The sequence below is a fragment of the Nonomuraea rhodomycinica genome, assembly GCF_013363995.1.
Lineage (GTDB): Bacteria > Actinomycetota > Actinomycetes > Streptosporangiales > Streptosporangiaceae > Nonomuraea > Nonomuraea rhodomycinica.
Genome location: NZ_JABWGO010000013.1, coordinates 47,040 through 73,222 on the forward strand (window position 1 = coordinate 47,040; position 26,183 = coordinate 73,222).

Annotated in this window: 24 protein-coding genes; 6 read left to right on the forward strand and 18 right to left on the reverse strand. The window is 72.2% G+C overall.

Annotation, left to right across the window (positions count from 1 at the left end):
- Window positions 1-97 precede the first annotated feature (97 nt).
- Window positions 98-1,204 (forward strand): citrate synthase 2, encoded by a 1,107-nt coding sequence (locus HT134_RS37325; RefSeq protein ID WP_175605202.1) that lies wholly within the window; start codon window positions 98-100, stop codon window positions 1,202-1,204.
- 49 nt (window positions 1,205-1,253) lie between these two features.
- On the opposite strand, the gene HT134_RS37330 is transcribed toward HT134_RS37325, so the two are convergent.
- The gene (locus HT134_RS37330) at window positions 1,254-3,764 is read right to left on the reverse strand and encodes an ABC transporter substrate-binding protein (protein ID WP_175605203.1); all 2,511 of its coding nucleotides are present in this window, start codon (window positions 3,762-3,764) and stop codon (window positions 1,254-1,256) included.
- Between the two features lie 152 nt (window positions 3,765-3,916).
- Between HT134_RS37330 and serC the strand changes: the two genes are divergently transcribed.
- Complete coding sequence (gene serC / locus HT134_RS37335) at window positions 3,917-5,026, forward strand: phosphoserine transaminase (RefSeq protein ID WP_175605204.1); 1,110 nt, start codon at window positions 3,917-3,919, stop codon at window positions 5,024-5,026.
- 70 nt (window positions 5,027-5,096) lie between these two features.
- On the opposite strand, the gene HT134_RS37340 is transcribed toward serC, so the two are convergent.
- The 8 genes from HT134_RS37340 to HT134_RS37375 all read right to left on the reverse strand — a co-directional run bounded on the left by HT134_RS37340 (window position 5,097) and on the right by HT134_RS37375 (window position 12,273).
- Window positions 5,097-5,720, reverse strand: coding sequence for a rhomboid family intramembrane serine protease (locus HT134_RS37340; RefSeq protein WP_175605205.1), 624 nt, complete (start codon window positions 5,718-5,720; stop codon window positions 5,097-5,099).
- A 110-nt stretch (window positions 5,721-5,830) separates the two neighbouring features.
- Window positions 5,831-6,595, reverse strand: coding sequence for a crotonase/enoyl-CoA hydratase family protein (locus HT134_RS37345; protein WP_175605206.1), 765 nt, complete (start codon window positions 6,593-6,595; stop codon window positions 5,831-5,833).
- Between the two features lie 6 nt (window positions 6,596-6,601).
- Entirely contained in the window at window positions 6,602-7,375 is a 774-nt protein-coding gene (locus tag HT134_RS37350) for an SDR family NAD(P)-dependent oxidoreductase (protein ID WP_175605207.1), read from the reverse strand.
- Between the two features lie 48 nt (window positions 7,376-7,423).
- The gene (locus HT134_RS37355; RefSeq protein WP_175605208.1) at window positions 7,424-7,762 is read right to left on the reverse strand and encodes an STAS domain-containing protein; all 339 of its coding nucleotides are present in this window, start codon (window positions 7,760-7,762) and stop codon (window positions 7,424-7,426) included.
- A gap of 54 nt (window positions 7,763-7,816) precedes the next feature.
- Window positions 7,817-8,548 (reverse strand): energy-coupling factor ABC transporter ATP-binding protein, encoded by a 732-nt coding sequence (locus HT134_RS37360; RefSeq protein ID WP_312888721.1) that lies wholly within the window; start codon window positions 8,546-8,548, stop codon window positions 7,817-7,819.
- A 29-nt stretch (window positions 8,549-8,577) separates the two neighbouring features.
- Window positions 8,578-9,333 (reverse strand): cobalt ECF transporter T component CbiQ, encoded by a 756-nt coding sequence (cbiQ, locus tag HT134_RS37365; protein WP_175605210.1) that lies wholly within the window; start codon window positions 9,331-9,333, stop codon window positions 8,578-8,580.
- A 10-nt stretch (window positions 9,334-9,343) separates the two neighbouring features.
- Window positions 9,344-10,375: an energy-coupling factor ABC transporter permease gene (locus HT134_RS37370; protein ID WP_175605211.1), complete on the reverse strand. Its 1,032-nt coding sequence runs from the start codon at window positions 10,373-10,375 to the stop codon at window positions 9,344-9,346.
- Between the two features lie 74 nt (window positions 10,376-10,449).
- Window positions 10,450-12,273, reverse strand: a complete 1,824-nt coding sequence (locus HT134_RS37375) for a glycosyltransferase family 2 protein (RefSeq protein ID WP_175605212.1) — start codon at window positions 12,271-12,273, stop codon at window positions 10,450-10,452.
- Between the two features lie 338 nt (window positions 12,274-12,611).
- Between HT134_RS37375 and HT134_RS37380 the strand changes: the two genes are divergently transcribed.
- The 3 genes from HT134_RS37380 (at window position 12,612) to HT134_RS37390 (ending at window position 13,573) form a co-directional block, all read left to right on the forward strand.
- Window positions 12,612-12,962, forward strand: coding sequence for a hypothetical protein (locus tag HT134_RS37380; protein ID WP_175605213.1), 351 nt, complete (start codon window positions 12,612-12,614; stop codon window positions 12,960-12,962).
- A gap of 9 nt (window positions 12,963-12,971) precedes the next feature.
- Window positions 12,972-13,331 (forward strand): ClpX C4-type zinc finger protein, encoded by a 360-nt coding sequence (locus tag HT134_RS47325; protein ID WP_175605214.1) that lies wholly within the window; start codon window positions 12,972-12,974, stop codon window positions 13,329-13,331.
- Window positions 13,332-13,435: 104 nt separating this feature from the next.
- On the forward strand, window positions 13,436-13,573 hold the full coding sequence (locus HT134_RS37390) for a hypothetical protein (protein WP_175605215.1): 138 nt from the start codon (window positions 13,436-13,438) through the stop codon (window positions 13,571-13,573).
- 65 nt (window positions 13,574-13,638) lie between these two features.
- Here HT134_RS37390 and HT134_RS37395 read toward each other — a convergent pair whose 3' ends face one another.
- Window positions 13,639-14,301: an esterase/lipase family protein gene (locus HT134_RS37395; RefSeq protein WP_175605216.1), complete on the reverse strand. Its 663-nt coding sequence runs from the start codon at window positions 14,299-14,301 to the stop codon at window positions 13,639-13,641.
- A 56-nt stretch (window positions 14,302-14,357) separates the two neighbouring features.
- On the opposite strand from HT134_RS37395, the gene HT134_RS37400 reads away from it, so the two are divergent.
- On the forward strand, window positions 14,358-14,993 hold the full coding sequence (locus HT134_RS37400; RefSeq protein WP_175605217.1) for a TetR family transcriptional regulator: 636 nt from the start codon (window positions 14,358-14,360) through the stop codon (window positions 14,991-14,993).
- On the opposite strand, the gene HT134_RS37405 is transcribed toward HT134_RS37400, so the two are convergent.
- From HT134_RS37405 to HT134_RS37440, 8 genes are all read right to left on the reverse strand, one after another.
- Entirely contained in the window at window positions 14,980-15,897 is a 918-nt protein-coding gene (locus HT134_RS37405) for a DMT family transporter (RefSeq protein WP_175605218.1), read from the reverse strand. The two genes, HT134_RS37400 and HT134_RS37405, sit on opposite strands and share 14 nt — an antisense overlap.
- A 67-nt stretch (window positions 15,898-15,964) precedes the next feature.
- A complete protein-coding gene (locus HT134_RS37410; protein WP_175605219.1) occupies window positions 15,965-17,875 on the reverse strand; it encodes an APC family permease in 1,911 nt (636 codons plus the stop codon).
- Between the two features lie 136 nt (window positions 17,876-18,011).
- A complete protein-coding gene (locus tag HT134_RS37415; protein WP_175605220.1) occupies window positions 18,012-18,680 on the reverse strand; it encodes a response regulator in 669 nt (222 codons plus the stop codon).
- On the reverse strand, window positions 18,677-21,217 hold the full coding sequence (locus tag HT134_RS37420) for a DUF4118 domain-containing protein (protein ID WP_175605221.1): 2,541 nt from the start codon (window positions 21,215-21,217) through the stop codon (window positions 18,677-18,679). The genes HT134_RS37415 and HT134_RS37420 overlap by 4 nt, the downstream gene beginning before the upstream one ends.
- Window positions 21,214-22,053 (reverse strand): potassium-transporting ATPase subunit C, encoded by an 840-nt coding sequence (locus tag HT134_RS37425; protein ID WP_175605222.1) that lies wholly within the window; start codon window positions 22,051-22,053, stop codon window positions 21,214-21,216. Before HT134_RS37425 ends, HT134_RS37420 begins: the two co-directional genes overlap by 4 nt.
- Window positions 22,054-24,156 (reverse strand): potassium-transporting ATPase subunit KdpB, encoded by a 2,103-nt coding sequence (gene kdpB / locus HT134_RS37430; protein ID WP_175605223.1) that lies wholly within the window; start codon window positions 24,154-24,156, stop codon window positions 22,054-22,056. It lies immediately after the preceding gene.
- Window positions 24,156-25,802: a potassium-transporting ATPase subunit KdpA gene (gene kdpA, locus HT134_RS37435; protein WP_175605224.1), complete on the reverse strand. Its 1,647-nt coding sequence runs from the start codon at window positions 25,800-25,802 to the stop codon at window positions 24,156-24,158. Before kdpA ends, kdpB begins: the two co-directional genes overlap by 1 nt.
- Window positions 25,803-25,892 carry a K(+)-transporting ATPase subunit F gene (locus tag HT134_RS37440; protein WP_175605225.1) on the reverse strand — a complete coding sequence of 30 codons (90 nt, stop codon included), beginning with the start codon at window positions 25,890-25,892 and terminating at the stop codon, window positions 25,803-25,805.
- Window positions 25,893-26,183: the final 291 nt, after the last annotated feature.

Sequence of the window (26,183 nt, forward strand, 5' to 3'; positions counted from 1 at the left end):
AAGACCGAGCATGACTCGGCAGGGGGTTAAATTGACCCGCCGGTATCTCGACATCAAGGCATTGCCGGAACATGGCAAGAAAGGGAGGCGGCCAATAATGTCCGACTTCAAACCCGGCCTCGAAGGCGTCGTGGCCTTCGAGACCGAGATCGCGGAACCGGACAAAGAAGGAGGCGCCCTTCGATACCGGGGCGTCGACATCGAGGAGCTGGTCGGCCGTGTCCCGTTCGGGCACGTTTGGGGCCTGCTGGTGGACAACAAGTTCCAGCCGGGCCTGCCCCCGGCGGAGCCGTACCCCATTCCCGTCCACTCCGGTGACATCCGGGTCGACGTGCAGAGCGCCCTGGCCATGCTGGCCCCGGCGTACGGCTTCAAGCCGCTGCTCGACATCTCGGACGAGGAGGCGCGCGACCAGCTCGCCCGCGCCTCCGTGATGGCCCTGTCCTTCGTGGCGCAGTCGGCGCGCGGCCTCGGCCTGCCGATGGTGCCGCAGAGCCGGGTGGACGAGGCGAAGACGATCGTCGAGCGGTTCATGGTCCGTTGGCGCGGTGAGCCGGACCCCCGGCATGTCAAGGCCATCGACGCCTATTGGACCTCGGCCGCCGAGCACGGCATGAACGCCTCGACGTTCACCGCCCGGGTCATCGCCTCGACCGGCGCCGACGTGGCGGCCGCGCTGTCCGGCGCCGTGGGGGCCATGTCGGGCCCGCTGCACGGCGGCGCCCCGGCCCGCGTGCTGCACATGATCGAGGGCGTCGAGCAGATGGGCGACGCCAAGAAGTACGTGCAGAGCGAGCTGGACAAGGGCCAGCGGCTGATGGGCTTCGGCCACCGCGTCTATCGCGCCGAGGACCCGCGTGCCCGCGTGCTGCGCCGCACGGCCAAGGAGCTCGGCGCCCCGCGTTACGAGGTCGCCGCGGCTCTGGAGCAGGCGGCTCTGGAGGAGCTGCACGCCCGCAAGCCCGACCGGGTGCTGGCCACCAACGTGGAGTACTGGGCCGCCGTGGTCCTCGACTTCGCCGAGGTGCCCTCGCACATGTTCACCTCGATGTTCACCTGCGCCCGCACGGCCGGTTGGGCCGCGCACATCCTGGAGCAGAAGAAGACGGGCCGCCTGGTCCGCCCGAGCGCCAGGTACACCGGCCCGGCCTCGCGTCCGCTCAGCGACGTGCCCGGCGCCGACGAGGTCGCCGGCACCATCTGACCACGGCGCCCACAGGGCCGTACGGTCCGCTCGCCGCCCGGGTGCGACATCACCCGGGCGGTGCGGTGCAGCCCGCCTGCGCCGCCGTCGGCCGGCACACCCACATCGCGCGGATGGGCTGTCCCGAGGCGACGGACATGAGCCACACCTCGCGCCCCTGCGCGTCATGGTCCTTGGCGTCGCCGGAGAAGGTCACCGTCCCCGTGGCGCCGTCGAAGCGCAGGCCCCGCAGGTTGTAGTGGACGCCGGCCCGGATGTCCTCCGCGCCGCCCTGCGTCCGGTACGCGTCGACCGCGATCGCCACCGCCTGCGCCGCGTCGTAGCCGAACGAGGCGTGCGCGAACGAGAACACCCCCGACGTGCCCGCCCACTGGCGCAGCGACTTCTGCCCCTGGTTGAGCGACGCGTCGCGCACGTCGGTCAGCGACACGAACGACAGGGTCGTGTCGTGACCGCCTCCGTTGGAGGCCACGTCGTTGGCGACGGCACCGGTGAGGTCGTCCGAGACGAGCAGCCGGACCTTGCGCCGCTCGCACGAGGCGCCCCAGGCCCGCTTGAGGCTGGTGAGGAAGTCGGCCCGGCCCGTGTAGTAGACGACCCGCGCCCCGCTGCCGCACGCCTCCTCCATCGCCGCGCCGAGCGAGGCGTCGTCGCCGAAGGAGTGGTCGGACCTGCGTCCCGGGTAGTCGCGCAGGAAGAGGTTCTTCAGGTCCTCGCTGTACAGCTCGCCCTCCTGGCGCTGCCAGACCACGGCCACGTCCGGCCGCGGCCCCACGTCGTCGGCCAGGCCCAGCGTGTCGAGCCAGGCGACCGTGGCCCTGGTCTGCAGCTCGTCCACGACCGCGAGCCGGAACAGGTAGGCCGAGCGTTGCCGTCCGGTCCCGGCGATCCGGCCGACCGTGCTCACCGTGCTGACCATCGGCAGGTTCGCCCGGGTCAGGACGTCCACGGCCCGCCTGACCTCCTCGCGGCTCCAGGCGAAGCCCACGACCGCCGTCAGGGACGGGTCGCGCCGGGCGCGCTCCTCGACGTCGCGGGCCGCCAGCTCGGCGCTCAGGAAGTCCTGGCCGGTGTTGGCGAAGACGATCCTCATCTTCCAGTCGGACTTGCCGCGGTTGTAGCTGTCCTGGTACGCGCCGATGCCGGTGAGCTCGCCGGCCACCGCCGCCATCTGCCCGTCCTTGAACGCCGCGCCCGGCTGCGTCGTCAGCGGCCCGAGGTAGGCGACGGTGAAGACCTTGGCGGTGAACGGGATCCGCGCGTTCTGCCGCTCGATGCGCTCCAGCACCGGCTGGACGAGCGGGTGGGGCGCCATCTTCTCCAGCGCGCCGAGGCCCACGCACTGCTCGGCCACCCGGGTCAGCTCGGCGCCGCAGCCGGAGGTGGCGACGACGGCCCCGGTGAGGGGCAGCACGAGCAGCGCCGTCACCGCCAGCCAGTACCCCAGCGGCCGGACGGGCAGCAGCCTGCGGGGCTCGTCCTTGCCGGTCCCGGCCGACGGCTCGGCCTCGATCACCACGTACGGGCTGGGCCGCAGCCGCCGCACCCGCTCGCGCCAGCCGCGGAACAGCTCGACCGCGTCCGGCTCGGGCCCGGTGGGCGGCTCCACGGGCTCGGCCGCGGGCGCCACGGTGGTCGAGGCGACGACCAGCAGCGGGCCCTTCTGCCCGGCGACGCTCCTGACGTCGTCGACCAGCTCCATGAACCGGCGGCCGGCCGTGCCGGGCTCGGCGTTCCTGAGCTGGAGCACGGGATAGGTGTCGCGGCCCCAGCCGGGCCACGGGATGACCCGGCGCTGGTACGCCTGGCGCAGGTCCTCCAGCAGGGCGGCGACCAGCAGCCGCTCGACCTCCTCCGGTGGCGCCTCGCTCACGCGCACCGCGTACTCGACGACGCTCTCGTCGCGCCCGCGCCGTAAGTACGGGGCCCGCCGGAACCACCGGTAGAAGATCGGCCCGCGGATCAGCAGCAGGGCGTGCACCAGGCCGCCCACGAGGGCCACGGCGATGCCCGCCCCCCACACCACCAGGCTGACGCCGTCCACGAGCTTCTGCAGCCCGTACGCGGCCAGGCCGGAGGCGGGGATCCAGGTGGTCATGGCGCGGCCCACGTAGTCGGCCATGGCCCGGCGCACGCGGCCGGTGCGGGCCCGTTCCTTGCGCCACTCGGCCATCCACTGGCGGAACACCAGCCGCTTGACCACGGGGTTGGGCGGGGTGCCCGCGCCGGGGACCTCGGCCCCGCGCCGGCTCCAGGCCCACAGGGCGAACAGGGTCAGCGGGAAGCGGGGCGGGGGCAGCAGCGTGCCGCGGACCCAGGTGGACAGCATGCCCTGGGCGCCGGCCAGCCGCTCGGCGATCGCGGCCACGTCCGGGAAGTCGCCGGCGTCGAGCTCCGCGTACGGCACCCGCCGCCCGAACCACGCCGCGGTGCCGGCCGCCCGCGCGGCGGCCGCCGGTTCCCCGACGATCACCAGGATCGGCAGCCCGCGCTCCCTCGACAGCGGCGACGGCCGCCGCACGGCCTCGTCGATCACCTGGTACACCGGCGTTCTGGGCATACGCGATCGGGCCTCCGGACCTGACGTGTCCCCCGGGATTCGGCTGATGAGGCCGAGCGTATGTGATCATCCTGAGATGAGGCCAGGTCCACGGACATCTCACATTCCGGACCCGGGCCGAGTCACCCTGACCGGCTCAGTAACCTGGTCGGGTGGCTGACATCGTGATTCCCGCTGACATCAAGCCCGCCGACGGCCGCTTCGGCTGCGGGCCCTCGAAGGTTCGCACCGAGCAGCTGGCCGCCCTCGCCTCCGCCGGGGCGAGCGTCATGGGCACCTCCCACCGCCAGAAGCCGGTCAAGGAGCTGGTCGGCCGCGTGCGCTCCGGGCTGGCCGACCTGTTCTCGCTGCCCGAGGGCTACCAGGTCGTCCTCGGCAACGGCGGCACCACCGCGTTCTGGGACATCGCCTCCTTCGGGCTCATCCGCGACCGCTCGCAGCACCTGTCGTTCGGTGAGTTCTCCTCCAAGTTCGCCACCGTCGCCCGCAAGGCGCCGTGGCTGGGCGAGCCCTCGGTGATCAAGTCCGAGGTCGGCACCCACCCGACGGCGGTCGCCGAGGACGGCGTCGACGTCTACGCGCTCACCCACAACGAGACCTCGACCGGCGTGGCCATGCCGATCCGGCGGGTCGGCTCCGACGACTCGCTGGTGCTCGTGGACGCCACCTCCGGCGCGGGCGGCCTGCCCGTGTCGATCGAGGAGACCGACGTCTACTACTTCGCGCCGCAGAAGAGCTTCGCCTCCGACGGCGGCCTGTGGATCGCGCTGATGTCGCCGCGCGCGCTGGCCCGCGTCGAGGAGATCGCCGCCACCGACCGCTACGTGCCGGAGTTCTTCAGCCTGCCGGTCGCCATCGACAACTCCGCCAAGGACCAGACCTACAACACCCCGGCCGTGGCCACGCTGTTCCTGCTGGCCGACCAGCTCGACTGGATGAACGGCAACGGCGGCCTGGCCTGGACCACCTCCCGCACGGCCGACTCGGCGCAGCGCCTGTACTCGTGGGCCGAGAAGTCGTCCTACGCGACGCCGTTCGCGGCGCCGGAGTTCCGCTCGCAGGTGGTCGGCACGATCGACTTCTCCGACGAGGTCGACGCGGCGGCGGTGGCCAAGGTGCTGCGCGCCAACGGCATCGTCGACACCGAGCCGTACCGCAAGCTGGGCCGCAACCAGCTGCGGGTGGCGATGTTCCCGGCGATCGACCCGGCCGACATCGAGGCCCTGACCGTGTGCATCGACCACGTGGTCGAGCGCCTCTAGCCGGCGCGTCACGCGGAGACGGCCCCGCACCCGCCGGCAGGCGGTGTGCGGGGCCGTTCGCGTCGCGAGGTCAGGACGGCAGGGCGGCGGGGCGCTTGCGGCGCAGCACCCAGGCGGCCACGACGCCGCCGATCAGGCCGAACAGGTGGCCCTGCCACGAGATGCCCTGCTGGTTGGGCAGCAGCCCCCACAGGATCGAGTAGTACGCGATGGCCACGCCGACGCCGATGACGATGTCGAGGGGGCGGCGGTCGAACAGCCCCCGGCACACGACGTAGCCGAAGTAGCCGAACACCAGCCCGCTGGCGCCGACCGTGATGATCTCCGGGCTGGTGAGCCAGGTGCCGAGGCCGCCGATGACGATGATGAGCGCGCTGGCCGCGAAGAACCGGCCGAGGCCGCGCACGGCGGCCAGGAAGCCGAGGACGAGCAGCGGCAGCGAGTTGGCCATGAGGTGGCCGAAGCCGACGTGCAGGAACGGCGCGAACACGATGCCGGCCAGCCCGTCGGGCTCCCAGCCGACGATGCCGAACTGCCGGTCGAGGGTGCCGCCCAGCACGTAGTCCACGACCTCGACGCCCCACATCAGGCCGAGGATCACCACCATGACGACGAGGGCGCTCAGCGCGCCGGTGAGCAGCGTGCCCGCCCCGCGCTTGACCGAGTCGTACCTCGCACTGGAATCGCCGCTCATACGCCCTCCCGCTCGACGCCCTCTCTTTACCGTACGCAGGGCCCGTCATGCGCGCGTGCGGAAAACGACCCCCTCCCCTGGGCGGGGAGGGGGTCGTCGGGTCCGCCGGGCTACTCGCCCTTCCACTGGGGGGCGCGCTTCTCGGCGAAGGCCGCCGCGCCCTCCATGGCGTCCTTGGAGCCGAACACCGGGTTGATGATCTCACCCTGGCGGCGGAACATCTCCTCCAGCGGCCAGTCCTGCGACTCGATGATCACCCGCTTGGTCGCCGCGAGGGCCAGCGGCGCGTTGGCGGCGATCTTGCGGGCCAGCTCCAGCGCGCCCTCCAGGGCGGCGCCGGGCTCGGTGATCCGGTTGACCAGGCCCAGCTCGTACAGGCGTGAGGCCGGGTAGTGGTCGCCGGTCAGGGCGATCTCCATGGCCACGTGGTACGGCACGCGGCGCGGCAGCCGCATGATGCCGCCCGCGCCCGCGACCAGCCCCCGCCTGGGCTCGGGCAGGCCGAACGTCGCCTCGGAGGAGGCCACGATCAGGTCGCAGGACAGCGCCAGCTCGAAGCCGCCCGCGAGGGCGTACCCCTCGACCGCGGCCACCAGCGGCTTGCGCGGCGGCGCCTCGGTGAGCCCGCCGAAGCCGCGCCCCTCGACCACGGGGAAGTCGCCGGCCAGGAACCCCTTGAGGTCCATGCCGGCGCTGAACGTGCCGCCCGCGCCGGTCAGGACGTAGGCGGACACGTCGGGGCGGCCGTCGAGGGCGTCCAGCGCCTCGGCGATGCCCCGGGCCACCGCGCCGTTGATCGCGTTGCGCGCCTTCGGGCGGTTGATCGTGAGCACGGCGACGCCGCCGGACTCCTCGACGAGGACGTCGTCAGACACGTGACCTCACTTGGGCTGGAAGCGGATGCCGCCGTCGAAGCGGACGACCTCGGCGTTCATGTAGTCGTTCTCGACGAGGGAGCGGACGAGGTGGGCGAACTCGCTCGCCTGGCCCATGCGCTTGGGGAAGACGACCGGGGCGACCAGCTTGGCCTTGAACTCCTCGGCGTTGGGGTTGAAGCCGTAGATGGGGGTGTCGATGATGCCGGGGCAGATCGTGTTGACGCGGACGCCGATGGCCGCCAGGTCGCGGGCGGCGGGCACGGTCATGCCGACGATGCCGCCCTTGGAGGCGGAGTAGGCGAGCTGGCCGGTCTGGCCCTCCAGGGCCGCCACGGACGCGGTGTTGATCACCACGCCGCGCTGGCCGTCGCCGTCCACCGGCTCGGTCTTCGCGATGGCGGCGGCGCCGATGCGCATGAGGTTGAACGTGCCGATCAGGTTGACCTCGATGACCTTGCGGTAGGAGGCCGCGCTGTGGGGGTTGCCCTCGCGGTTGACCGTGCGCTCGGCCCAGCCGATGCCCGCGCTGTTGACCACGACGCGCAGCGGCTTGCCGGTGGCGACGGCGGCGTCCACGGCGGCCTGCACCTGGTCCTCGTCGGCCACGTCGGTGCGGACGAAGACGCCGCCGAGCTCGTCGGCGACGGTCTTGCCGCGCTCCTCGTTCAGGTCGGCGACGACGACGGTCGCGCCGTGCCGCGCGAGCTCGCGGGCGGTGGCCTCACCGAGGCCGCTGGCGCCGCCGGAGATGATTGCTGCAGATCCGTTCACGTCCATATCCCGGACCCTAACCCGACGACCGAATGAAGTTCTACTCGGGGTGGGTTAAATCTCGCCAACGGCGCTGTCGACGTCGGCGTACACCTTGATCCGCCGGTCGAGGCCGGTCGTGTGCAGGATCCGGGCCACCGGAGCCTGCGGCGCGGCCAGCGACACCCCGCCGCCCTCGCCGGTCGCCAGCCGCCACGCCTCGATGAGCACCGACAGGCCGCTGGAGTCCATGAAGGACAGCTGCTGCAGGTCGAGGACGAGCCGGGCGCTGTCCTGCTTGATGGCGTCGCGTACCTCGTCGCGGAGGAACGGCGCCGTGAAAAGGTCGAGCTCACCCTCCACGGCCACCACCACGGCGTCACCGAGGGCGTGTCGCGCAAGCCGCAGCTTCATAGGGCCCCTCCTCGTTGAGCCACTGTACTTCTCCCTGAGGCGCCGTGGCGCGGCTCAGGCGGGCTCGGCGGGGGCCGGGACGGCGAAGCCGTAGGGAAGCTCCAGCCGGTGGGCCGCGAGCAGCTCGGTGTCGGCGAGGAGCTCGCGCGTGGGCCCGTCGGCCGCGATCACCCCGCCGGAGAGGATCAGCGAGCGCTCGCACAGCTCCAGCGCGTACGGCAGGTCGTGCGTGACCATGAGCACGGTCACGTCGAGCGAGCGCAGGATCTCGGCCAGCTCCCGGCGGGCGGCCGGGTCGAGGTTGGACGACGGCTCGTCCAGCACGAGGATCTCGGGCTCCATCGCGAGCACGGTCGCCACGGCCACCCTGCGCCGCTGGCCGAAGGACAGGTGGTGCGGCGGCCGGTCGATGGCCTCCAGCATGCCGACGCGGTCGAGGGCGCCCTTGACCGCGCGCTCCAGCTCCTCGCCGGTCAGGCCCATGTTGGCCGGGCCGAAGGCCACGTCGTCGCGGACGGTCGGCATGAAGAGCTGGTCGTCGGGGTCCTGGAAGACCAGGCCGACCCGGCGGCGGACCTCCTTGAGCGTGTCCTTGCGCACGGGCGTGCCGCCCACGGTGACCGTGCCGTGCCCGGCGGTGAGGATGCCGTTGAGGTGCATGACGAGCGTGGTCTTGCCCGCGCCGTTCGGGCCGAGCAGCGCGACCCGCTCGCCCCGGCCGATCGTCAGGTCCACGCCGAACAGCGCCTGGGTGCCGTCCGGGTAGGCGTAGGCCAGGCGAGACACCTCGAGAGAGTTCACGTCGTTCGGAGAGTTCACAGGGACAGTCCCAACACCGCTAGAGCCGAAACCGGCAGCAGGAGCGCGACCCCCCACTGCGCGGCCGACGCCGAGACCTCGCCGAGCATCGGCATCCGGCCGGAGTAGCCGCGGCTCAGCATCGCCAGGTGCACTCTCTCACCCCGCTCGTACGAGCGGATGAACAGGGCCCCCGCCGAGCGGGCGACGGCCGGGAGCTGCCGGACGTCGCGGGCCTCGAAGCCGCGCGACTCGCGGGCCACCCGCATCCGCCGCATCTCGTCCAGGATCACGTCGAGGTAGCGCAGCATGAACATGGCGATCTGCACCAGCAGCGACGGCACGCGCAGCCGCTGCGCCCCGAGCAGGATCACCCGCGGCTCGGTCGTGGCCGCGAGCAGGATGGAGGCGACCACGCCCAGCGTGGCCTTGGCCAGGATGTTCCACGCCGCCCACAGCCCCGGCACGCTGAGCGAGAGGCCGAGCACCGTGGTGCGCTCCCCCAGCCCGATCACCGGGATGAGGAAGGCGAACAGCACGAACGGCAGCTCGATCGCCATCCGCCGCAGCACGTGGCCGGGCGGCACGCGAGCGGCCCAGGCCACGGCCGCCAGCAGCAGCGCGTACAGGCCGAACGCCCAGAAGCGCTCGCGCGGCGTGGCCACCACGACCACGGCGAAGGCGAACACCGCGAGCAGCTTGCACTGCGGCGGCAGCCGGTGGACCGCCGAAGCGCCCGGCAGGTAGAGCTGGTGATGGTGCCCCGCGCCCACGATGTGCCCTTCAGACCTTGACCTTGTCGTCCCCGGCGGCGGGGGCCTGCCCGCGGGCGCGCGCCGCGTGGGCGACGGCGCCGGCGACGAGCAGCACGACGCCCACGCCGATGACCCCGGCGACGCCCACGGGGATGCCGCCGACCTCGCCGTAGTCGCCCAGCGGGGACCAGCTCATCACGTGCTCCGTCGCCTGGCCGATGAAGCCCTTGTTCTCGGCGACCGCCTCCAGGCCGTCGGGGCTGGAGGAGGCGAAGAACGACACGACGCCCGCCAGCAGCAGCGTCAGGCCGACGCCGCCGAGCAGGAACGGCCGCAGCGCCTTCCCGGCCGCCACCGGCCGGGCCGCCGGCTCGACCGTCGTGACGCCGTCGGGCCCGCGCAGCACCAGCGGTGCGGCGAGCCCGCGCGCGCCGTACACGAGGTCCGGCCGCACGGCGAGGACCGCGCCCACCGTGAACGCGGTGATCAGGCCCTCGCCGACGCCGATCAGCACGTGCACGCCGCCCATCGCGGCGGCCACCGCCGACACCTCGATCGGCGCGGTGCCGCCGATCCAGAACAGCAGCGTGAACACCAGCGCCGCGGCGGGCACCGAGAGCAGGGAGGCGAGGAAGGCGGCGGCCGTCACCCCGCCCTTGCCCCGGACGAGCTGGGTGACCAGCCGGAAGACGCCCCAGCCGACGAGCACGGTGACGATGCCCATGATCGTGATGTTGACGCCCAGCGCGGTGAGCCCGCCGTCGGCGAAGAACACGCCCTGCACGAGCAGGACCACGGCCATGCACAGCACCCCTGTGTACGGGCCCACGAGTATCGCCGCCAGCGCGCCTCCCAGCAGGTGCCCGCTGGTCCCGGCGGCGACCGGGAAGTTCAGCATCTGCACGGCGAAGATGAACGCGGCGACGAGGCCCGCCATGGGGGCGGTGCGGTCGTCGAGCTCGCGCCGGGCGCCGCGCAGGCACACGGCCACTCCGGCCGCGGCCACGGCTCCGGCGGAAACGGACACGGCCGCGTTGAAGAAGCCATCGGGTACGTGCATGGCACATCCTTCACCTAGGACTGCACAACAGCCCTACTTTAGGACATTCTCTTGCACCTGCACATAGTTGGCAATTAGGGCAAGATCCTTCGTAGCACGGTACGAGCGGTGAGCTTCCGGACCACCGCGCTCAACCGTCCCTTACCCGGTGTCGCGTACGGCCGCACGCTGCGGAACATCGCCCCTCCCCACAGGCGGCGCGGCGCCGCCACGGTCTCGGCGTCGGCCTCGACCCGGAACCGCGCGGGCGGTCCGCCCACCACCACCTCCAGGTAGGCGTCCCAGGTGCCGGGCGACAGGCGGCCGATCGCGGGCCGGGCCGCGAACCCGCCGCCCGGCAGCGGCACCACCCGCTCGGCCCGCTCGTCGCCGGTGCGCCGCTCGCGCCAGATCAGCCGGCGCAGCGCCGACGCGCCGGGCGCCGACCCGCCGACCGTGACCTCGCCGTCCATGGCCAGCCGGCTGCCCAGCGCCCACCGGGTGCGGGTGACGCGCACGCTGCCGGGCACCGCCGCGAGGTGCCCGCCGACGTCGATGCTGAGGTTGCCGTTGTCCTTGGTGAAGTACGGGATGACCACCGCCTCGCCGACGAGCCGGGCGGCGGGCCGGGCGACGTCCTCGTCGCGGTCGGCCCCCAGCCGGCCGGTGCGCATCACACCCTCCAGCTCGATCGCGATCCGCGCGTCCCAGATGCCGGAGCCGAGCCGCGAGACGTCCAGGCGGGCGGTGAAGCGCTCGCCCTCGCACGCGGCGGGCACGACGACCTCACGCCCCGCGTCGTGCCGCTCGCGCAGCACCAGCGACATCGCGTACGGCAGGTGGACGCCGTCGAGCCCGGCCGTGCCCGCGACCACCAGCACGCCCTCCTCCCAGCGCAGCGCCGTCAGGCGGCGGCGGACGGCCGCGGCCTCGATGTCGGCCAGCCGGCCGAGCCGGTCCACGTCGTCGAGCGAGGCGACCCGCTGCCGGCCCATGCGGCTGAGCCGCGCGTGGACCCCCGGCGTCAGCCACTCGTCGCACAGCGCCGCCACCTCCTGCGCGATGTCCTTGCGGCGCACCGGGTCGGACTCCAGGAACGGCACGCCGAGCTGGGCCAGCACGTCCAGCCGGAAGTGCCGCAGCAGCAGGTGGTCGCGCAGCGGCCCCGGCGGGATGTGCTCCAGCATGAGCTGGACCGGGCCCCGGATCATGGCCAGCCAGCCCAGCGGGTCGCGGCTGCCGGACTGCTGCATGATGCTGCTGCCGTCGGGCCGGGCCACCAGGTGGTAGCAGTCGTGCTCGGCGACCACGGAGATCACCCCGGCGTGGCAGTAGGCGTGGACGGTGAAGTAGATGTCCTCACCCACGAGCCGGCTCTCGGCGAAGCGGATGCGGTGGCGTTCGAGCATCTCGCGGCGGAACAGCTTGAAGCACGACAGGCTGTTGTAGACCGCGCTGGCGCCCAGCTCGGCCCGCTCGGCGTCGCGGGCGAACATCGAGACCGGCGCGCGGCGGCCGTGGCCCACCATCTTGCCGAGCACGATGTCGGAGTCGTTGCGGTCGGCCATGGCGACCATGCGCTCCAGCGCCTCGGGCCCGAGGTAGTCGTCGGCGTCGCAGAAGAAGACGTAGCGGCCGGTGGCGTGGTCGAGGCCGACGTTGCGCGGGCGCCCGGCGCCGCCGCCCTCGCCGCTCAGGCGCACGACCTTGACGCTGGCCTTGTGGTAGGCGGCGTAGAGGTCGAGCAGCTCGGCGCTGCCGTCGGTCGAGCCGTCGTCGACGACCACGATCTCCTTGCGCACCCGCTGGACGAGCACCGAGGTCAGGCAGCGGTCGAGGTACGGCCGGCAGTCGCGGGCCGGGATGACGACGCTGACGTCCACCGTCTCGCCGTCCTTCGCCGATGTCGTGATAGCCACAGCCGCGCCCCTCGCCGCTACAGTCCGCCTCCGATTGGCTTCAGTATGTGACGAAGCGCGGGGGGCGCGTGGGGCGATCGGCGGACTTCACCACCGGCTTTTTTCTCGTCCCCTCACGACTCCGGTAATTCTTCGCGCATGCCCGGAAAGCCCAGCTAATATCGCCAACCGGTCACTATTCGTCAGCACCGAATTACTTTCAGGAAGGCGTTTCTCCACCGCGGGGTAGAGAACTTTCCCACTGGTAGGAGTGCCGTACCCCGGCGGCTCCCACGGTGATCCGCCGGCCCGCGTCACGCGTCTACGCTTAGGCAATCTCGACCGGGGAGGTGGCGGGAATGGCATCTGATCTCCGCAGACACGGAGAAACCGGCTCGGCCGTACGCGCCGCCGAGCTCATCGTCTCCTCGGCACGCCTGCGGGAGCTCTCCGAGTGCTCGGCGCTGCTCCGCCGTACGCGGCTGAGGGCCGAGGAGATCGTGACGGAGGCGCGGGAACTGCTGGCGGAGGCCGAGCGGCAGGGCGACCCCGACCGGATCCTGGCGCTCAGCACCCAGCTCGACGAGGCGCGCCTGGCCTATCGCAAGGTGGTGACCGCGTACGTGACGATCTGCCGCCGGATCCGGGAGGAACGCCAGGAGATCGATCGGGCCCGCATGACCCTTGTCAGGCGTGGCCTGACGGACTAACGTCAGGTCATGCCTGACTGGAAAGAGAAGCTGCACTGTTCGTTCTGCCACAAACCGAGCGCGGACGTCGCGAAGCTCATCGCGGGCCCCGGCGTCCACATCTGCGACGAGTGCGTCGGCCTCTGCGTCGACATCCTGGAGCAGGAGCGGCTCGCCACCTCCACCGAACCCCGGCTGCCCATGTGGGAGAGCATGACCGAGGAGCAGATCCTCGACCACCTGCCCAAGATCGTCACCGTCCAGGTCCAGGTCGACGACAACCTGCACGACTGGGTGCGCCACCTGCGCACGCGCGACGTGAGCTGGGAGCGCATCGGGGCCGCGCTGGGCATGACCCGGCAGTCCGCGTGGGAGAGGTTCCGGGAGTGACGCCTTCCGGGTCTCGCCAACGCCGGATTTCGCGGCGACCGATATCCCGCCAACGGTAAACCGATGTGACCGGTGGGGCGTCCAACCCGCAAGGGAGGCCCACCATGAGCGTCCTCGACGGCCTCGCGGCCCCGGATCTTGAGGAGCTCCGCCTGGAGCTGCTCCTGACCGCGGCGCTGCACCACGAGGCAGAGCGGCTGAGCGCCCTCCGCGACGAGGCGGGGCGACCGGCCGCCGATTGAACGGGCTCCAGCTCCCCGGCCGCACCCGGGGAGCTGGAGTTGGGGGCCGAGGCCCCCGAGAACGTTCAGGCCGGGCAGCCGCCGCCGAGCGCGGTCAGGACCGCGTCGATGAACGCCTGGTTCCCCGGCTCCTCGGCGTGGGGCACGCCCGGTATCTCGGCCCGGCAGGCCACACCGTCGATGGTGTCGTCGCGGGTCTCGTCGAGCGAGCTGGCCAGCACGGTGTAGCGGACCGCGCCGGGGGTCGGGTCTCCGCTGTTGAGCTGCTGCATGAACGTGCCCGACGGACACATCTGGCCGCCCTGCGCGACCGGGAGCAGGCACGCGGGCCAGTAGCCGCGCTGGCCGGTGCCCATGGAGACGTAGCTCAGGGTCTTGGCCGCGCCGCCCAGGGACTTCAGGTAGTACCGGGCCGACAGGCCGCCCATGCTGTGGCCGACCAGGCTCACCTTGTCGGCCGCGTGCTTCTGGCGTACCTGCTCGACGAGGGCGGCGATGGCGTCGGCATTGGCGACGTTCTCCTCGCCGGGCAGGTCGATGGCGTACGCCGGGTGCCCGGCCTGCTCCAGGGCCGCCTTCATCGGGGCGAAGGAGTCGGGCGTGCCGTTCCAGCCGTGGACGAGGATGACCGGTTCGCCCGGGGACTGCCGCGCCCAGGCCGCTCCCGAACTCGTGCTCAGGGCCGCCGATAACACGACGACCCCCGCTCCCGCCAGCAGACGCCCCATGGTCGCCACCTAACTTACTTAGTACTCGGTAAGTGAGTTGCGCTAGGTTTAACACCATGAGTCGTGCCGATCAACCCCTGCACGGGGACGAACCCGTCACGAGCCGCCGCGAGCGGGCCCGCCTGCGCCGCGAGGAGATCATCGGCATCGCGTCCGAGCTGTTCGCCGAGCGCGGCTACCGGGGCACCTCGCTGGCCGACGTGGCCGGGCGGGCGGGGATCACCGAGCCGGGCCTGCTGCACCACTTCGGCAACAAGGCGGGGCTCCTGCTGGCGGTGATCGAGCGGCGCGACCTCGACAGCGAGGCGTTCGCCATGGAGCTGCTCGGCATGGAGCCGGCCGAGCGGCTGCGGGCGCTGCCGGAGTTCGCCCGGCGCAACAGGGAGCGGGCGGGGCTGGCCAAGCTGTTCACGGTGCTGGTGGCCGAGAGCCTGGAGCCGGACGCGCCGGGGCACGACCACTTCGTCGCCCGCTACCGCGCGCTGCGCGCCATCGTCGCCGACACCATCCGCTCGGCGCGGGAGGCGGGGCTCACGCGGGCCGGGCTGGACCCGGAGGTCAAGGCGGCCGAGATCATCGCCACGCTCGACGGGCTGCAGACCCAGTGGCTGCTGGACCCCGAGGCGGTGGACATCGTCGCCGCCGTCGAGTCCTACGCCCGCACCCTCGAACGCGACCTCACCGGATCCTGACCGGCTCCTGACCGGCGGCGCGACGGGCGCGGGCCGCCGGACGGCGGGACACGGCGACCCCGGCCAGGCACAGCGCCCCGCCGAGCAGGGTGAGCAGCCCGGGCACCTCGCCCAGCAGCGCCCACGACATGGCCACCACCAGCACCGGCACCGCGTACGTGGTCGCGCCCATCCTCCCCGCCGTCGTGCGGGCCAGGGCGAACGCCCAGGTGGTGAACGCCAGCGCGGTCGGGACCACCCCCAGGTAGACCATGTTGAGCGTCGCCGGCAGCGGGGCGCGGGCCGCCTCGCTCACGAGCACGCCGGCGAAGGGCAGGCAGGCCACGGTTCCGACCAGGCAGCCGTAGAAGGTGACCTGCAGCGCGCCGGCGTGCCGCAGCGCGGGCTTCTGCGCCACGACGCCTCCGGCGTACGAGATGGCGGCCAGCAGGCACAGCAGCACGCCGAGCACGGAGGCGTGCCCGCCGCCGGACACCGAGGCCCCGACGACCACCGCGCCCGCGAACGACACGCCCATGCCGGCCAGCAGCGGCCGGGGCAGCCCCTCGCCCAGCAGCCGCGCGCTCAGCAGGGCGATGAGGATCGGCCCGATGTTGACCACCATGGCCGCGGTCCCGGCGTCAACCTCCCGCTCGCCCCAGTTCAGGACCACCATGTACGCGCCGAACCACAGCACGCCCGAGGTGGCGATCCCCGGCCACGCGGCGCGCGGCGGCCATCCCACCCGCCGGGCCAGGGCGATGGCGCCCAGCACGAGCGTCCCGGCGAGCAGCCGCCCGAGGGCCAGCGCGCCCGGGGAGTAGGCCGCGCCGGCGCTGCGGATGGACACGAAGGCCGACGCCCACGCCACGACGGTCACACCGGCCGCCGCCATGGCGGGCCACTCGCTCTTTCGGAACACCATGGCCCCACGGTAGGGGGATAATCCTTCGCTGTTGACCGAAATATCCCACCCTGGCCGGGGCGCCGCCTCAGCCGACGTGGACGTGCGGCCGGCGTGCGGGATCGTGCTCGGCCTGGCGCAGCACCTCCCGCGTGAGCGCGGGCACGTCGCCGCCGCCGAAGACCAGGTAACGCAGCATGGCCACGACCGGGTTGCCCTCGGTCCAGTGGAAGTAGATGTGCGGGGCTCCGCCCGTGCGCTCGCGCAGGTAGAGCAGGATCGCGGCGAGCGTGTTGGGCACCGCGGAGCTCTCGACCGTGAGGATCTTGTGGCCGTAGCGCTCCTCGCCCCTGACGTCCAGCTCCGTCTCGAACTCCGACGCGTCGGGCACGCTCACCTCGACGAACATGACGGGCTCCGAGCTGCGCAGCCGGTGGTTGAGCCAGGTCTCGCGCACCTTGGCGTTGTACTCCTCCTGGTCACGCCGGTGCGGCTCGTTGGCGATGAGGTGGATCTCCCCGCACGCCTCGTTCACGAACTCCTCGGCCAGCGGGTCGAGCCGCACGTCGGTGACGCGCAGCTCGGTCGAGCGGGTGGCCCGCGACAGCAGCGAGGTGAGGATGATGGCCGCGATGAAGAACGAGGCGATCTTCACGCCCTCGGGCCGCTCGATGACGTTGTCCACCAGCGTGTACGCCAGCACGAAGGAGATGACGGCGAAGCCGGCGGTCGCCCCGTGCCGCCGCCCGCGCCGGGCCGACAGCGTCACCGCGACCGCCGCCGACAGCATGAGCACCAGCACGCCGGTCGCGTACGCGCCGCCCTGGGCGTCCACGTTCGCGTGGAAGATGACCGTGATGGCGAACCCGATGGCCGAGAAGACCAGCACGAGGGGCCGCACCGCGCCGGTCCACTCGGGCGCCATCCCGTAGCGGGGCAGGTAGCGGGGCACGAGGTTGATCAGGCCGGCCATGGCCGAGGCCCCGGCGAACCAGAGGATCGCGATCGTGGAGATGTCGTACGCGGTGCCGAACCAGGGGCCGAGGTAGCCGTGCGCGAGGTAGGCCAGCGCCCTGCCGTTGGCCTTGCCGCCGTTCTCGAACTCCTGGTGCGGGATGAGCACGGTCGTGACGAAGCTGGAGAGGATCAGGAAGACGCTCATGATGACGGCGGCGGTGGTGAGCAGCCGCCGGGCGCCCACGATGCGCCGCTTGATGTCGCCCGCGATCACCGGCATCACGGCCACGCCCGTCTCGAACCCGGACATGCCGAGCGCCAGCTTGGGCATCACGATCAGCGAGAGCCCGATCATGGCCAGCGGACTGCTGTATCCCGTGCTGAGCGCGTCCCGCCAGTCCACCACCACCTGCGGCGCCTCCAGCACGTGCAGGATCGCGGTCACCACCACCACCGCGTTCAGCGACAGGTAGACGAGGACCAGCACCACCGCGATGCCGATGGCCTCGCCGAAGCCCATGAGGAACACCCCGCCGAGCAGGGCGAGCAGCAGCAGCGTGACCGGGACCGCCTGGCCCTGGAGCGCGTCGGGGACGAGCGGGTTCTGCAGGATGTGCGCCGTCGCGTCCGCCGCCGACAGCGTCATCGTGATCACGAAGTCGGTGGCGGCGAACCCGAGCAGGGCCAGCACGAAGATCTTGCCCCACCACTGCGGGGCGAGCCGCTCCAGCATGGCGATCGAGCCCTGGCCGTACGGGCTCTCGGCCGCCACCCTGCGGTACACCGGCAGCGCGCCCAGCAGGGTGAGCCCCACCAGGAACAGCGTGGCCAGCGGCGACAGGAAGCCGGCCGCCAGTGCGGCGATGCCCGGCTGGTAGCCCAGCGTGGAGAAGTAGTCGACGCCGGTCAGGCACATCACCCGCCACCACGGGTGCTTGGCGTGGGGACCGTGCTCGATCTGCCTGCGGTCGGTCTGCAGACCTTCGAGGAGCCACGAGCGCAGCGTTCCCTCGGTAGCGACTGGCCGTTTCGCCAGCACCATTTCGGTCACCCTTCACGAAACACGCCTAAAGCCGAAAGCACCCTACCCAGCCCGGAAGGGGAAATGGCCAGGTGAGGGCGTCAAGAATGCGTATGAATGCATATTTTTCGGCTATTTCGGCTTGGCCGGGGAGACGTCACGGCTTGAAGCGATATCCCATGCCCGGCTCCGTGATCAGGTGGGCCGGATGCGCGGGGTCCCGTTCGAGTTTCTTGCGCAACTGGGCCATGTACTGGCGCAGGTAGTGCGTCTCCTTGACGTGGCCGCTCCCCCACACCTCCGCCAGCAGGTGGCGCTGGCCGACGAGCTTGCCCGGGTTGCGGAGCAGGATCTCCAGGATGCCCCACTCGGTCGGGGTCAGCCGCACGTCCCCGGAGATCGTCTTGGCGGTCAGGTCCACCGTGTGGTCACCGATCTGGATCTTGGCCAGCTCCTCCTCGTGCAGGCCCGCCCGGCGGGTGACCGCGCGGATGCGGGCGAGCAGCTCCTCCATGTCGAACGGCTTGGTCACGTAGTCGTCGGCGCCCGCGTCCAGCGCCTCGATCTTGTCCTGGTGCGCGTACCGGCCGGTCAGCACGATGATCGGGACGGTGGTCCAGCCGCGCAGCCCGTGGATGACGTCCAGGCCGTCCAGGTCGGGCAGCCCGAGGTCGAGCAGGACCAGGTCGGGATGGAACTCCGCGGCCTGGCGCAGCGCGGCCCCGCCGTCCGGGGCCGTCGCGACCTCGTAGTGGCGGGCGACGAGGTTGATCCGCAGCGCCCTGAGCAACTGCGGCTCGTCGTCGACGACGAGGACGCGGGTCACGGCGTCACCGACCGGGACGAGATGGGCAATGCGAGGATCATGGTGAGACCTCCCCCTGGTGTCTCGTCGGGGACGAGCGTGCCGCCCATGGCCTCGGCCAGTCCGCGCGAGAGGGCGAGCCCGAGGCCGACGCCGGTGTGGTTGTCGCGGTCGCCCAGCCGCTGGAACGGCATGAAGACGCGGTCGTGCGCCTCGGGCGGTATGCCGGGGCCGCGGTCGATCACCCGGACCTCCACCTGGTCGCCGTGCCAGCTCGCGCTGATCAGCGCCTTCCGGTCGGCCGGACTGTAGCGCACCGCGTTCGACAGCAGGTTGACCAGCACCCGTTCGAGCAGCGCCGGATCGGCCACCACCTCGGGCAGCTCGAACGGGATGTCGCTCTCCACCCTGTCGCCCAGCGGGCCCAGGTCGTCGATGGCCGGCGGGACGATCTCCGCCACGGCGAGGGGCTGGAGCGCCACCCCGAGGACGCCGGCCTGCAGGCGGCTCATGTCGAGCAGGTTCTCCACCAGCCGGTTCAGCTTGTCCAGGGACTCCTCGGCGGTGGCCAGCAGCTCGGCCCGGTCCTCGGCGGACCAGGTGACGTCGGTGGCGTTCAGGCTGTCCACGGCGGCCTTGGCCGAGGCGAGCGGGGTGCGCAGGTCGTGGCTGACGGCGGCCAGCAGCGCGGTCCGCATCCGGTCGGCCTCGGCCAGCGGCTCGGCCAGCTCGGCCTGCTCGCGCAGCCGTTCCTGGCGCAGCGCGACGGCGATCTCGGCGGCGAACGCCTCCAGCACCCGCCGGTCGCTGGCGGCGGGCAGCCGCCCGCGCGCCGCCAGCACCAGGCCGTCGCGCACCGTCACGTCGGTGTCGGCCCCGGCGGGGCAGGTGACCGGCGCGCCCCCGGCGGTGGCCAGGATGCGCCACGCCCGCGGCTCGGCCGGGTCGTCCGGGCTCGGCGGTCCGACGCGTTCCAGCAGGGTGACGGAGGTCAGGCCGAACGTCTCGCGCAGCCGGGCCAGCAGCGAGGGCAGCGCCGCCTCACCGCGCAGCACGTGCCCGGCGAGCGTGGACAGCAGCTCGGCGTCGGCCTGCGCGCGCATGGCCTCCCGGGTACGGCGGGCCGCGAGGTCCACGACCGTGCTGACCACACCCGCGACCAGCACGAAGACCACCAGGGCGAGGAGATTCTCCGGATCGGCGATGGTGAACTCGCCGGTCGGCGGGGTGAAGAACCAGTTGAGCAGCATCGACCCGCCGACCGCCGCGGTCACGGCCGGCCACATGCCGCCGGCCAGCGCGACCCCGATGACCAGGCACAGGAACAGCAGGATCTCGCTGGGCAGCGAGACCACGGCGCGGAACGGCAGGAGGGCCAGGGTCAGCAGCGGCATCCCGGCGACCGCGACCAGCCATCCGGCCACCCTGCGGCGCCTGGTGAGCGCGGCGCGCGAACGGGCGGGCCGCTCCCGGCCCCGCTGCGCCTCCGCGTGCGTGATCATGTGGACGTCGATGCTGCCGGACCGGGCCGTCGTCTCCACCCCCACACCGCGCGAGAGCAGCTGCGCGAACCGGCCCCGCCGGGAGGCGCCGAGCACGAGCTGGGTGGCGTTGACGCCGCGCGCGAAGTCCAGCAGCGCCCCAGGCACGTCGTCGCCGACCACCTGGTGGTACGTGCCGCCCAGCGACTCCACCAGCGCCCGCTGCCGGGTCAGGTTGGCGGGGTCGCCGCCGGCCAGGCCGTCCGCGCTGGTGACGTGGACGGCCAGCAGGTCGGCGCCCTTGGACCGCGCGGCGATCCGGGCCGCCCGCCGGACCAGGGTGTCGCCCTCCGGCCCGCCGGTCACCGCCACCACGACCCGCTCGCGCGCCTCCCACGTGCCCTCGATGCCGTGGGCGGCGCGGTAGCGGTCGAGCTGCTCGTCCACCTTGCCCGCCACCCACAGCAGCGCCAGCTCCCGCAGCGCCGTCAGGTTGCCCTCGCGGAAGAAGTTGGACAGCGCCGCGTCCACCTTCTCCGGCGCGTACACGTTGCCGTGGGCCAGCCGGCGGCGCAGCGCCTCCGGCGACATGTCCACCAGCTCGACCTGGTCGGCGCGGCGCACCACCTCGTCCGGCACGGTCTCCCGCTGCGCGATGCCGGTGATCTGCTCGACGACGTCGTTGACCGACTCCAGGTGCTGGATGTTGACCGTGGTGACGACGTCCACGCCGGCGTCCAGGATCTCCTCGATGTCCTGCCAGCGCTTGGCGTTGCGCGAGCCGGGCACGTTGGTGTGGGCCAGCTCGTCGATGAGCGCCACCCTGGGGGCGCGGGCGACGACCGCGTCCACGTCCAGCTCGGTGAAGCTCACGCCCCGGTGGACGAGGGTGCGGCGGGGCACGACCTCCAGCCCCTCCAGCAGCTCGGCGGTGCGGGCGCGGCCGTGGGTCTCGACGAACCCCACGACCACGTCCCGGCCGCGCTGCCGGGCGCGCCGGCCCTCGCCGAGCATCGCGTACGTCTTGCCGACCCCGGGGGCCGCCCCGAGGTAGACCCGCAGGCGACCCCTGGTCATGACCGGTCGAGGGCCAGGTTGAGTTCGAGCACGTTGACCGCGGGCTCGCCCATGAAGCCGAGCGCCCTGCCGGTGGTGTGCTCCCTGATGAGGGCCCGGATCCGGTCCACGCCGACTCCTCTCTCCCTGGCCACCCGCGGCGCCTGGAGCCGGGCGTAGGCGAGCGAGATGTGCGGGTCGAGCCCGGAGCCGCCGGCGGTCACCGCGTCGGCGGGCACCTGGACGGCCGCCTGCGTCACGCCGCCGCGGACGGGGACGGTGCGGCCGGCCGCGTAGTCCTCGCCGGGCCGCGCGCACTCGACCTTGACGCCACGGTACTCGGCGACGAACGGCGTCGCGGGACAGGGCTGGTTGACCGACACGGCCCGCACCGGCCGGCCGGCGACCGGGAAGACCTTCAGCACCGCGCCGACCCCGTCCGGCGTGCAGTACGGCCGGGCGCCGCTGACGCCCTCCCGCTCGCCGATCGCCCTGGAGCGGGCGCAGACCTGGGTGAGCAGCGACGCGCGGCCGGGCGTGTCCACGACGTCCTCCGGGCCGAGGTTGCTCGCCGCGGTGGAGAGCATGTCGTAGCCGTCGCCGGCGGCCGACGGCCGGGACTGGAAGTACGTCGCGACGGGCTTGCCGGCGGCGTCGGTGAAGCTCTGGCCGACGATCGCGCTGCCGACGGTCCTGCCGTCCCGCTCGATCAGGGAGCCGTTGGCCTGGCGGTCGAACAGGAGCTGGGCCACGCCGGTCACCGCGAGCGGGTAGAGCGCGCCCGTGACCAGCGTCAGCACGACGAGCGCCCGGACGGCGGCGAGGTGCCGGCGGATCCAGCTTGGCATGTGGTCCATTTACGACATCCCCGGAAGGAACTGGATGAGCAGGTCGATGAGCTTGATGCCGGCGAAGGGGGCCACGATGCCGCCCAGGCCGTAGACGTACAGGTTGCGGCTGAGGAGCTTGGAGGCGCCGGAGGGGCGGTAGCGCACGCCGCGCAGGGCGAGCGGGATCAGCGCGATGATCACCAGGGCGTTGAAGATCACTGCGGCGAGGATCGCCGACTGGGGACTGGCCAGGCCCATGACGTTGAGCGCGTCCAGGCCCGGGTAGACCGCGGCGAACATCGCCGGGATGATCGCGAAGTACTTCGCGACGTCGTTGGCGATCGAGAACGTGGTCAGCGCGCCGCGCGTGATGAGGAGCTGCTTGCCGATCTCCACGATCTCGATGAGCTTGGTGGGGTTGGAGTCGAGGTCCACCATGTTCCCGGCCTCCTTGGCGGCGGAGGTGCCGGTGTTCATGGCCACGCCGACGTCGGCCTGGGCGAGGGCGGGGGCGTCGTTGGTGCCGTCCCCGGTCATCGCGACCAGCCGTCCGCCCTCCTGCTCCTTCTTGATCAGCGCCAGCTTGTCCTCGGGCGTGGCCTCGGCGAGGAAGTCGTCCACGCCGGCCTCCTCCGCGATGGCCCGAGCGGTCAGCGGGTTGTCGCCGGTGATCATGACGGTGCGGATGCCCATGCGGCGCATCTCGTCGAAGCGCTCCCGCATGCCCTTCTTCACGACGTCCTTGAGGTGGATGACGCCGAGCACCCGGCCCTTCTCGGCCACGACCAGCGGCGTGCCGCCGCTGGCGGAGATGCCGTCCACGAGGCGCCCGACCTCGTCGGCCGGGTGGCCGCCGTGGTCGCGCACCCACGTCATGACCGCCGTGGCGGCGCCCTTGCGGATCTCCCGGCCGTCCAGGTCCACCCCCGACATGCGGGTCTGCGCGGTGAAGGGCACCCACGTGGCGTGGGTCAGCTCGCCCGGCTCGCGCTCGCGCAGGCCGTACACCTCCTTGGCGTGGACGACGATGGAGCGGCCCTCGGGCGTCTCGTCGGCGAGGCTGGACAGCTGCGCCGCCTTGGCGAGCTCCTCCTCGGTGACGCCGCGGATCGGCACGAACTCGCCGGCCTGCCGGTTGCCCAGCGTGATCGTGCCGGTCTTGTCCAGCAGCAGCGTCGAGACGTCGCCCGCGGCCTCCACGGCGCGGCCGGACATCGCGAGGACGTTGCGCTGCACGAGACGGTCCATGCCCGCGATGCCGATGGCCGACAGCAGCGCGCCGATCGTGGTCGGGATCAGGCAGACGACCAGCGAGACCAGCACGATCCCGGTGACACCGTCGGAGGTGAGCGCGAGGGAGTCGGGCACCCCCGGGTTGACGGCCATGGAGTAGATGGCCAGCGGCTGCATGGTGGCGGTGGCGACCAGGAAGACGATCGTCAGCGCGGCGAGCAGGATGTTGAGGGCGATCTCGTTGGGCGTCTTCTGCCGGTTCGCGCCCTCGACCAGGGCGATCATCCGGTCCACGAAGCTCTCGCCGGGCCGCTGCGTGATCACGACGACGATCCGGTCCGACAGCACCTTCGTGCCGCCCGTCACCGCGGAGCGGTCGCCGCCGGACTCGCGGATCACCGGGGCCGACTCGCCGGTGATGGCCGACTCGTCCACGGACGCGATGCCCTCGACCACGTCGCCGTCACCGGGGACGGTCTCACCGGCCTCGACGACGACGAAGTCGCCCTGCCTGAGTTCGGCCGCGCCGACCACGTCCCACTCCGCGGAGGTCCGCTCACGCAGGCGGCGCGCGGTGGTGTCGCGCTTGGCCGCGCGCAGCGTGGCGGCCTGCGCCTTGCCGCGCCCCTCGGCGACAGCCTCGGCCAGGTTGGCGAAGACGACCGTCAGCCAGAGCCACCCGGCGATCGCCCAGCCGAAGAACGAGGTCTCGGTGGTGGCGGCCAGGACCGTGGTGGCCAGCGCGCCGATCTCGACGATCAGCATGACCGGGTTGCGCCACAGCGTGGCCGGGTTGAGCTTGCGCAGGGCCTCGGGCAGCGACGTGAGGAGCTGCCGGGGGTCGAGCAGGCCGCCGCCGACCCGTTCGGGGGCGCCTTCGAGCACGTGCGTGGACATCAGGACAGTCCTTCTGCGATCGGGCCGAGCGCGAGCGCGGGGAGGAAGGTGAGGGCGACCAGGATGATCGTGACGCCGACCACCATGCCGACGAACTGCGGGCGGTGGGTCGGGAGCGTGCCGGCCGACTCGGGCACAGGGGTCTGCCGGGCCAGCGAGCCGGCCAGGGCCAGCACGAGGACGATCGGCAGGAAGCGGCCGAACGCCATGGACAGGCCGAGGGCGACGTCGTACCAGGGCGTGTTGACCGTGGCGCCGGCGAAGGCGGAGCCGTTGTTGTTGGAGGCGCTGGTGAAGGCGTAGAGGATCTCCGACAGCCCGTGCGGGCCGGTGTTCAGCATCGCCGCGAGCCCGGCCTGGTTCGCCATGGCGACCGCCGTGCCGGCCAGCACCAGCACCGGCGTGACGAGGAAGTACAGCGAGGCCAGCTTGATCTCGCGGGCGCCGACCTTCTTGCCCAGGTACTCGGGGGTGCGCCCGACCATGAGGCCGGCCACGAAGACCGTGATCAGGGCCAGGACGAGCATGCCGTACAGGCCGGAGCCCACGCCGCCGGGGGCCACCTCGCCCAGCATCATGTCGAACAGCGTCATCATGCCGCCGAACGGGGTGGAGGAGTCGTGGAAGGAGTCGACCGCCCCGGTGGAGGTGAGGGTCGTCGCCGCCGCGAAGGTGGCGGAGTTGGCCACGCCGAAGCGGACCTCCTTGCCCTCCATCGCCGCGCCGACGGCCTGCGGGACCGTGGCGGCGCCGTGCAGCTCGAACACCGTGGTCAGGGTCACCGAGGCCAGCGCGATGACGCCCATGACGGCGGCGATGGCGTAGCCCTGGCGCACCTGGCCGACCATCTTGCCGAAGGTGCGCGGCAGGCTGAACGGGATCAGCAGGATGAGGAGGATCTCGAACCAGTTGGTCCAGCTCGTGGCGTTCTCGAAGGGGTGCGCCGAGTTGGTGTTGTAGAAGCCGCCGCCGTTCGTGCCTAGCTCCTTGATGACCTCCTGGCTCGCCACCGGACCGCCGGTCATGTGCTGCGTGCCGCCCGTGAGGGTGGTGATCGCGTGCGGCCCGGTGAAGTTCTGCACCACGCCGCCCACGACCAGGACGATCGCTCCGGCGAAGGCGATGGGCAGCAGGACGCGCAGCGTTCCGCGTACCAGGTCGACCCAGAAGTTGCCGATGGTGTCGGCGCCGTCGCGGGCGAACCCGCGGACGAGGGCGACGGCGACCGCCATGCCGACCGCGGCGGAGACGAAGTTCTGCACCGCCAGCCCGGCCATCTGCACCAGGTGCCCCATCGTGGACTCGCCGGCGTACGCCTGCCAGTTCGTGTTGGTCACGAAGCTGACGGCGGTGTTCCAGGCGATGTGGTCGGGCACGGGGGCGAGGCCCAGCGACAGGAACAGCTTGTCCTGCAGGCGCTGGAAGGCGTACAGGAAGAGGATCGAGACGGCGGAGAAGGCGAGCAGGCTGCGCGCGTAGACGGGCCAGCGCTGCTCCGCCTCGGGCCGCACGCCCACCAGGCGGTAGACCACGCGCTCGGCCCGGCTGTGCCTGACCCCGGTGTAGACGCGGTACATGTGGTCACCCAGCGGCTTGTGGACCAGCGCCAGGGCGACGACGAGCGCGCCGATGAACAGGGCGGCCATCTAGAAGCGCTCCGGGTGGAGGAGGGCGGCGACCATGAAGCTCACCAGCACGACGGCGCCGATCAGACCTATGGCGTTGACGGCGCTCACAGCCGCTCCACCGCCTTGACCACGAGCCCGAGGACCACGAAGACCGCGATCGTCAGGGCGACGAAGATGACGTCGGCCATCCCCACTCCTCGCCTAGGTTTCCTGCGTTGCGGCCCCCCGGACGGGCGGCCTCACATCACAGCAAATCGCCGGATTTTGGGGCTTTGGCGCTTCTTGACGGGATTCATACGGCCATCGTCGGAATATTGATGGCTTTTCTACGCGGTGTGCGGCCGGCGCCGGCCGCTTGACGGCCGCCCCCCAGGCCAAGATCACGTCAAGTGACGCGCC

What these genes read in the sequence shown, in the direction of transcription:
- HT134_RS37325 (WP_175605202.1), top strand. Translation starts at nt 98, where the DNA reads ATGTCCGACTTCAAACCCGGCCTCGAAGGCGTCGTGGCCTTCGAGACC.
- HT134_RS37330 (WP_175605203.1), bottom strand. Translation starts at nt 3,764, where the DNA reads ATGCCCAGAACGCCGGTGTACCAGGTGATCGACGAGGCCGTGCGGCGG.
- HT134_RS37340 (WP_175605205.1), bottom strand. Translation starts at nt 5,720, where the DNA reads ATGAGCGGCGATTCCAGTGCGAGGTACGACTCGGTCAAGCGCGGGGCG.
- HT134_RS37350 (WP_175605207.1), bottom strand. Translation starts at nt 7,375, where the DNA reads ATGGACGTGAACGGATCTGCAGCAATCATCTCCGGCGGCGCCAGCGGC.
- HT134_RS37355 (WP_175605208.1), bottom strand. Translation starts at nt 7,762, where the DNA reads ATGAAGCTGCGGCTTGCGCGACACGCCCTCGGTGACGCCGTGGTGGTG.
- HT134_RS37370 (WP_175605211.1), bottom strand. Translation starts at nt 10,375, where the DNA reads ATGCACGTACCCGATGGCTTCTTCAACGCGGCCGTGTCCGTTTCCGCC.
- HT134_RS37380 (WP_175605213.1), top strand. Translation starts at nt 12,612, where the DNA reads ATGGCATCTGATCTCCGCAGACACGGAGAAACCGGCTCGGCCGTACGC.
- HT134_RS47325 (WP_175605214.1), top strand. Translation starts at nt 12,972, where the DNA reads ATGCCTGACTGGAAAGAGAAGCTGCACTGTTCGTTCTGCCACAAACCG.
- HT134_RS37390 (WP_175605215.1), top strand. Translation starts at nt 13,436, where the DNA reads ATGAGCGTCCTCGACGGCCTCGCGGCCCCGGATCTTGAGGAGCTCCGC.
- HT134_RS37395 (WP_175605216.1), bottom strand. Translation starts at nt 14,301, where the DNA reads ATGGGGCGTCTGCTGGCGGGAGCGGGGGTCGTCGTGTTATCGGCGGCC.
- HT134_RS37400 (WP_175605217.1), top strand. Translation starts at nt 14,358, where the DNA reads ATGAGTCGTGCCGATCAACCCCTGCACGGGGACGAACCCGTCACGAGC.
- HT134_RS37405 (WP_175605218.1), bottom strand. Translation starts at nt 15,897, where the DNA reads ATGGTGTTCCGAAAGAGCGAGTGGCCCGCCATGGCGGCGGCCGGTGTG.
- HT134_RS37410 (WP_175605219.1), bottom strand. Translation starts at nt 17,875, where the DNA reads ATGGTGCTGGCGAAACGGCCAGTCGCTACCGAGGGAACGCTGCGCTCG.
- HT134_RS37420 (WP_175605221.1), bottom strand. Translation starts at nt 21,217, where the DNA reads ATGACCAGGGGTCGCCTGCGGGTCTACCTCGGGGCGGCCCCCGGGGTC.
- HT134_RS37425 (WP_175605222.1), bottom strand. Translation starts at nt 22,053, where the DNA reads ATGGACCACATGCCAAGCTGGATCCGCCGGCACCTCGCCGCCGTCCGG.
- kdpB (WP_175605223.1), bottom strand. Translation starts at nt 24,156, where the DNA reads ATGTCCACGCACGTGCTCGAAGGCGCCCCCGAACGGGTCGGCGGCGGC.
- kdpA (WP_175605224.1), bottom strand. Translation starts at nt 25,802, where the DNA reads ATGGCCGCCCTGTTCATCGGCGCGCTCGTCGTCGCCCTGGCGCTGGTC.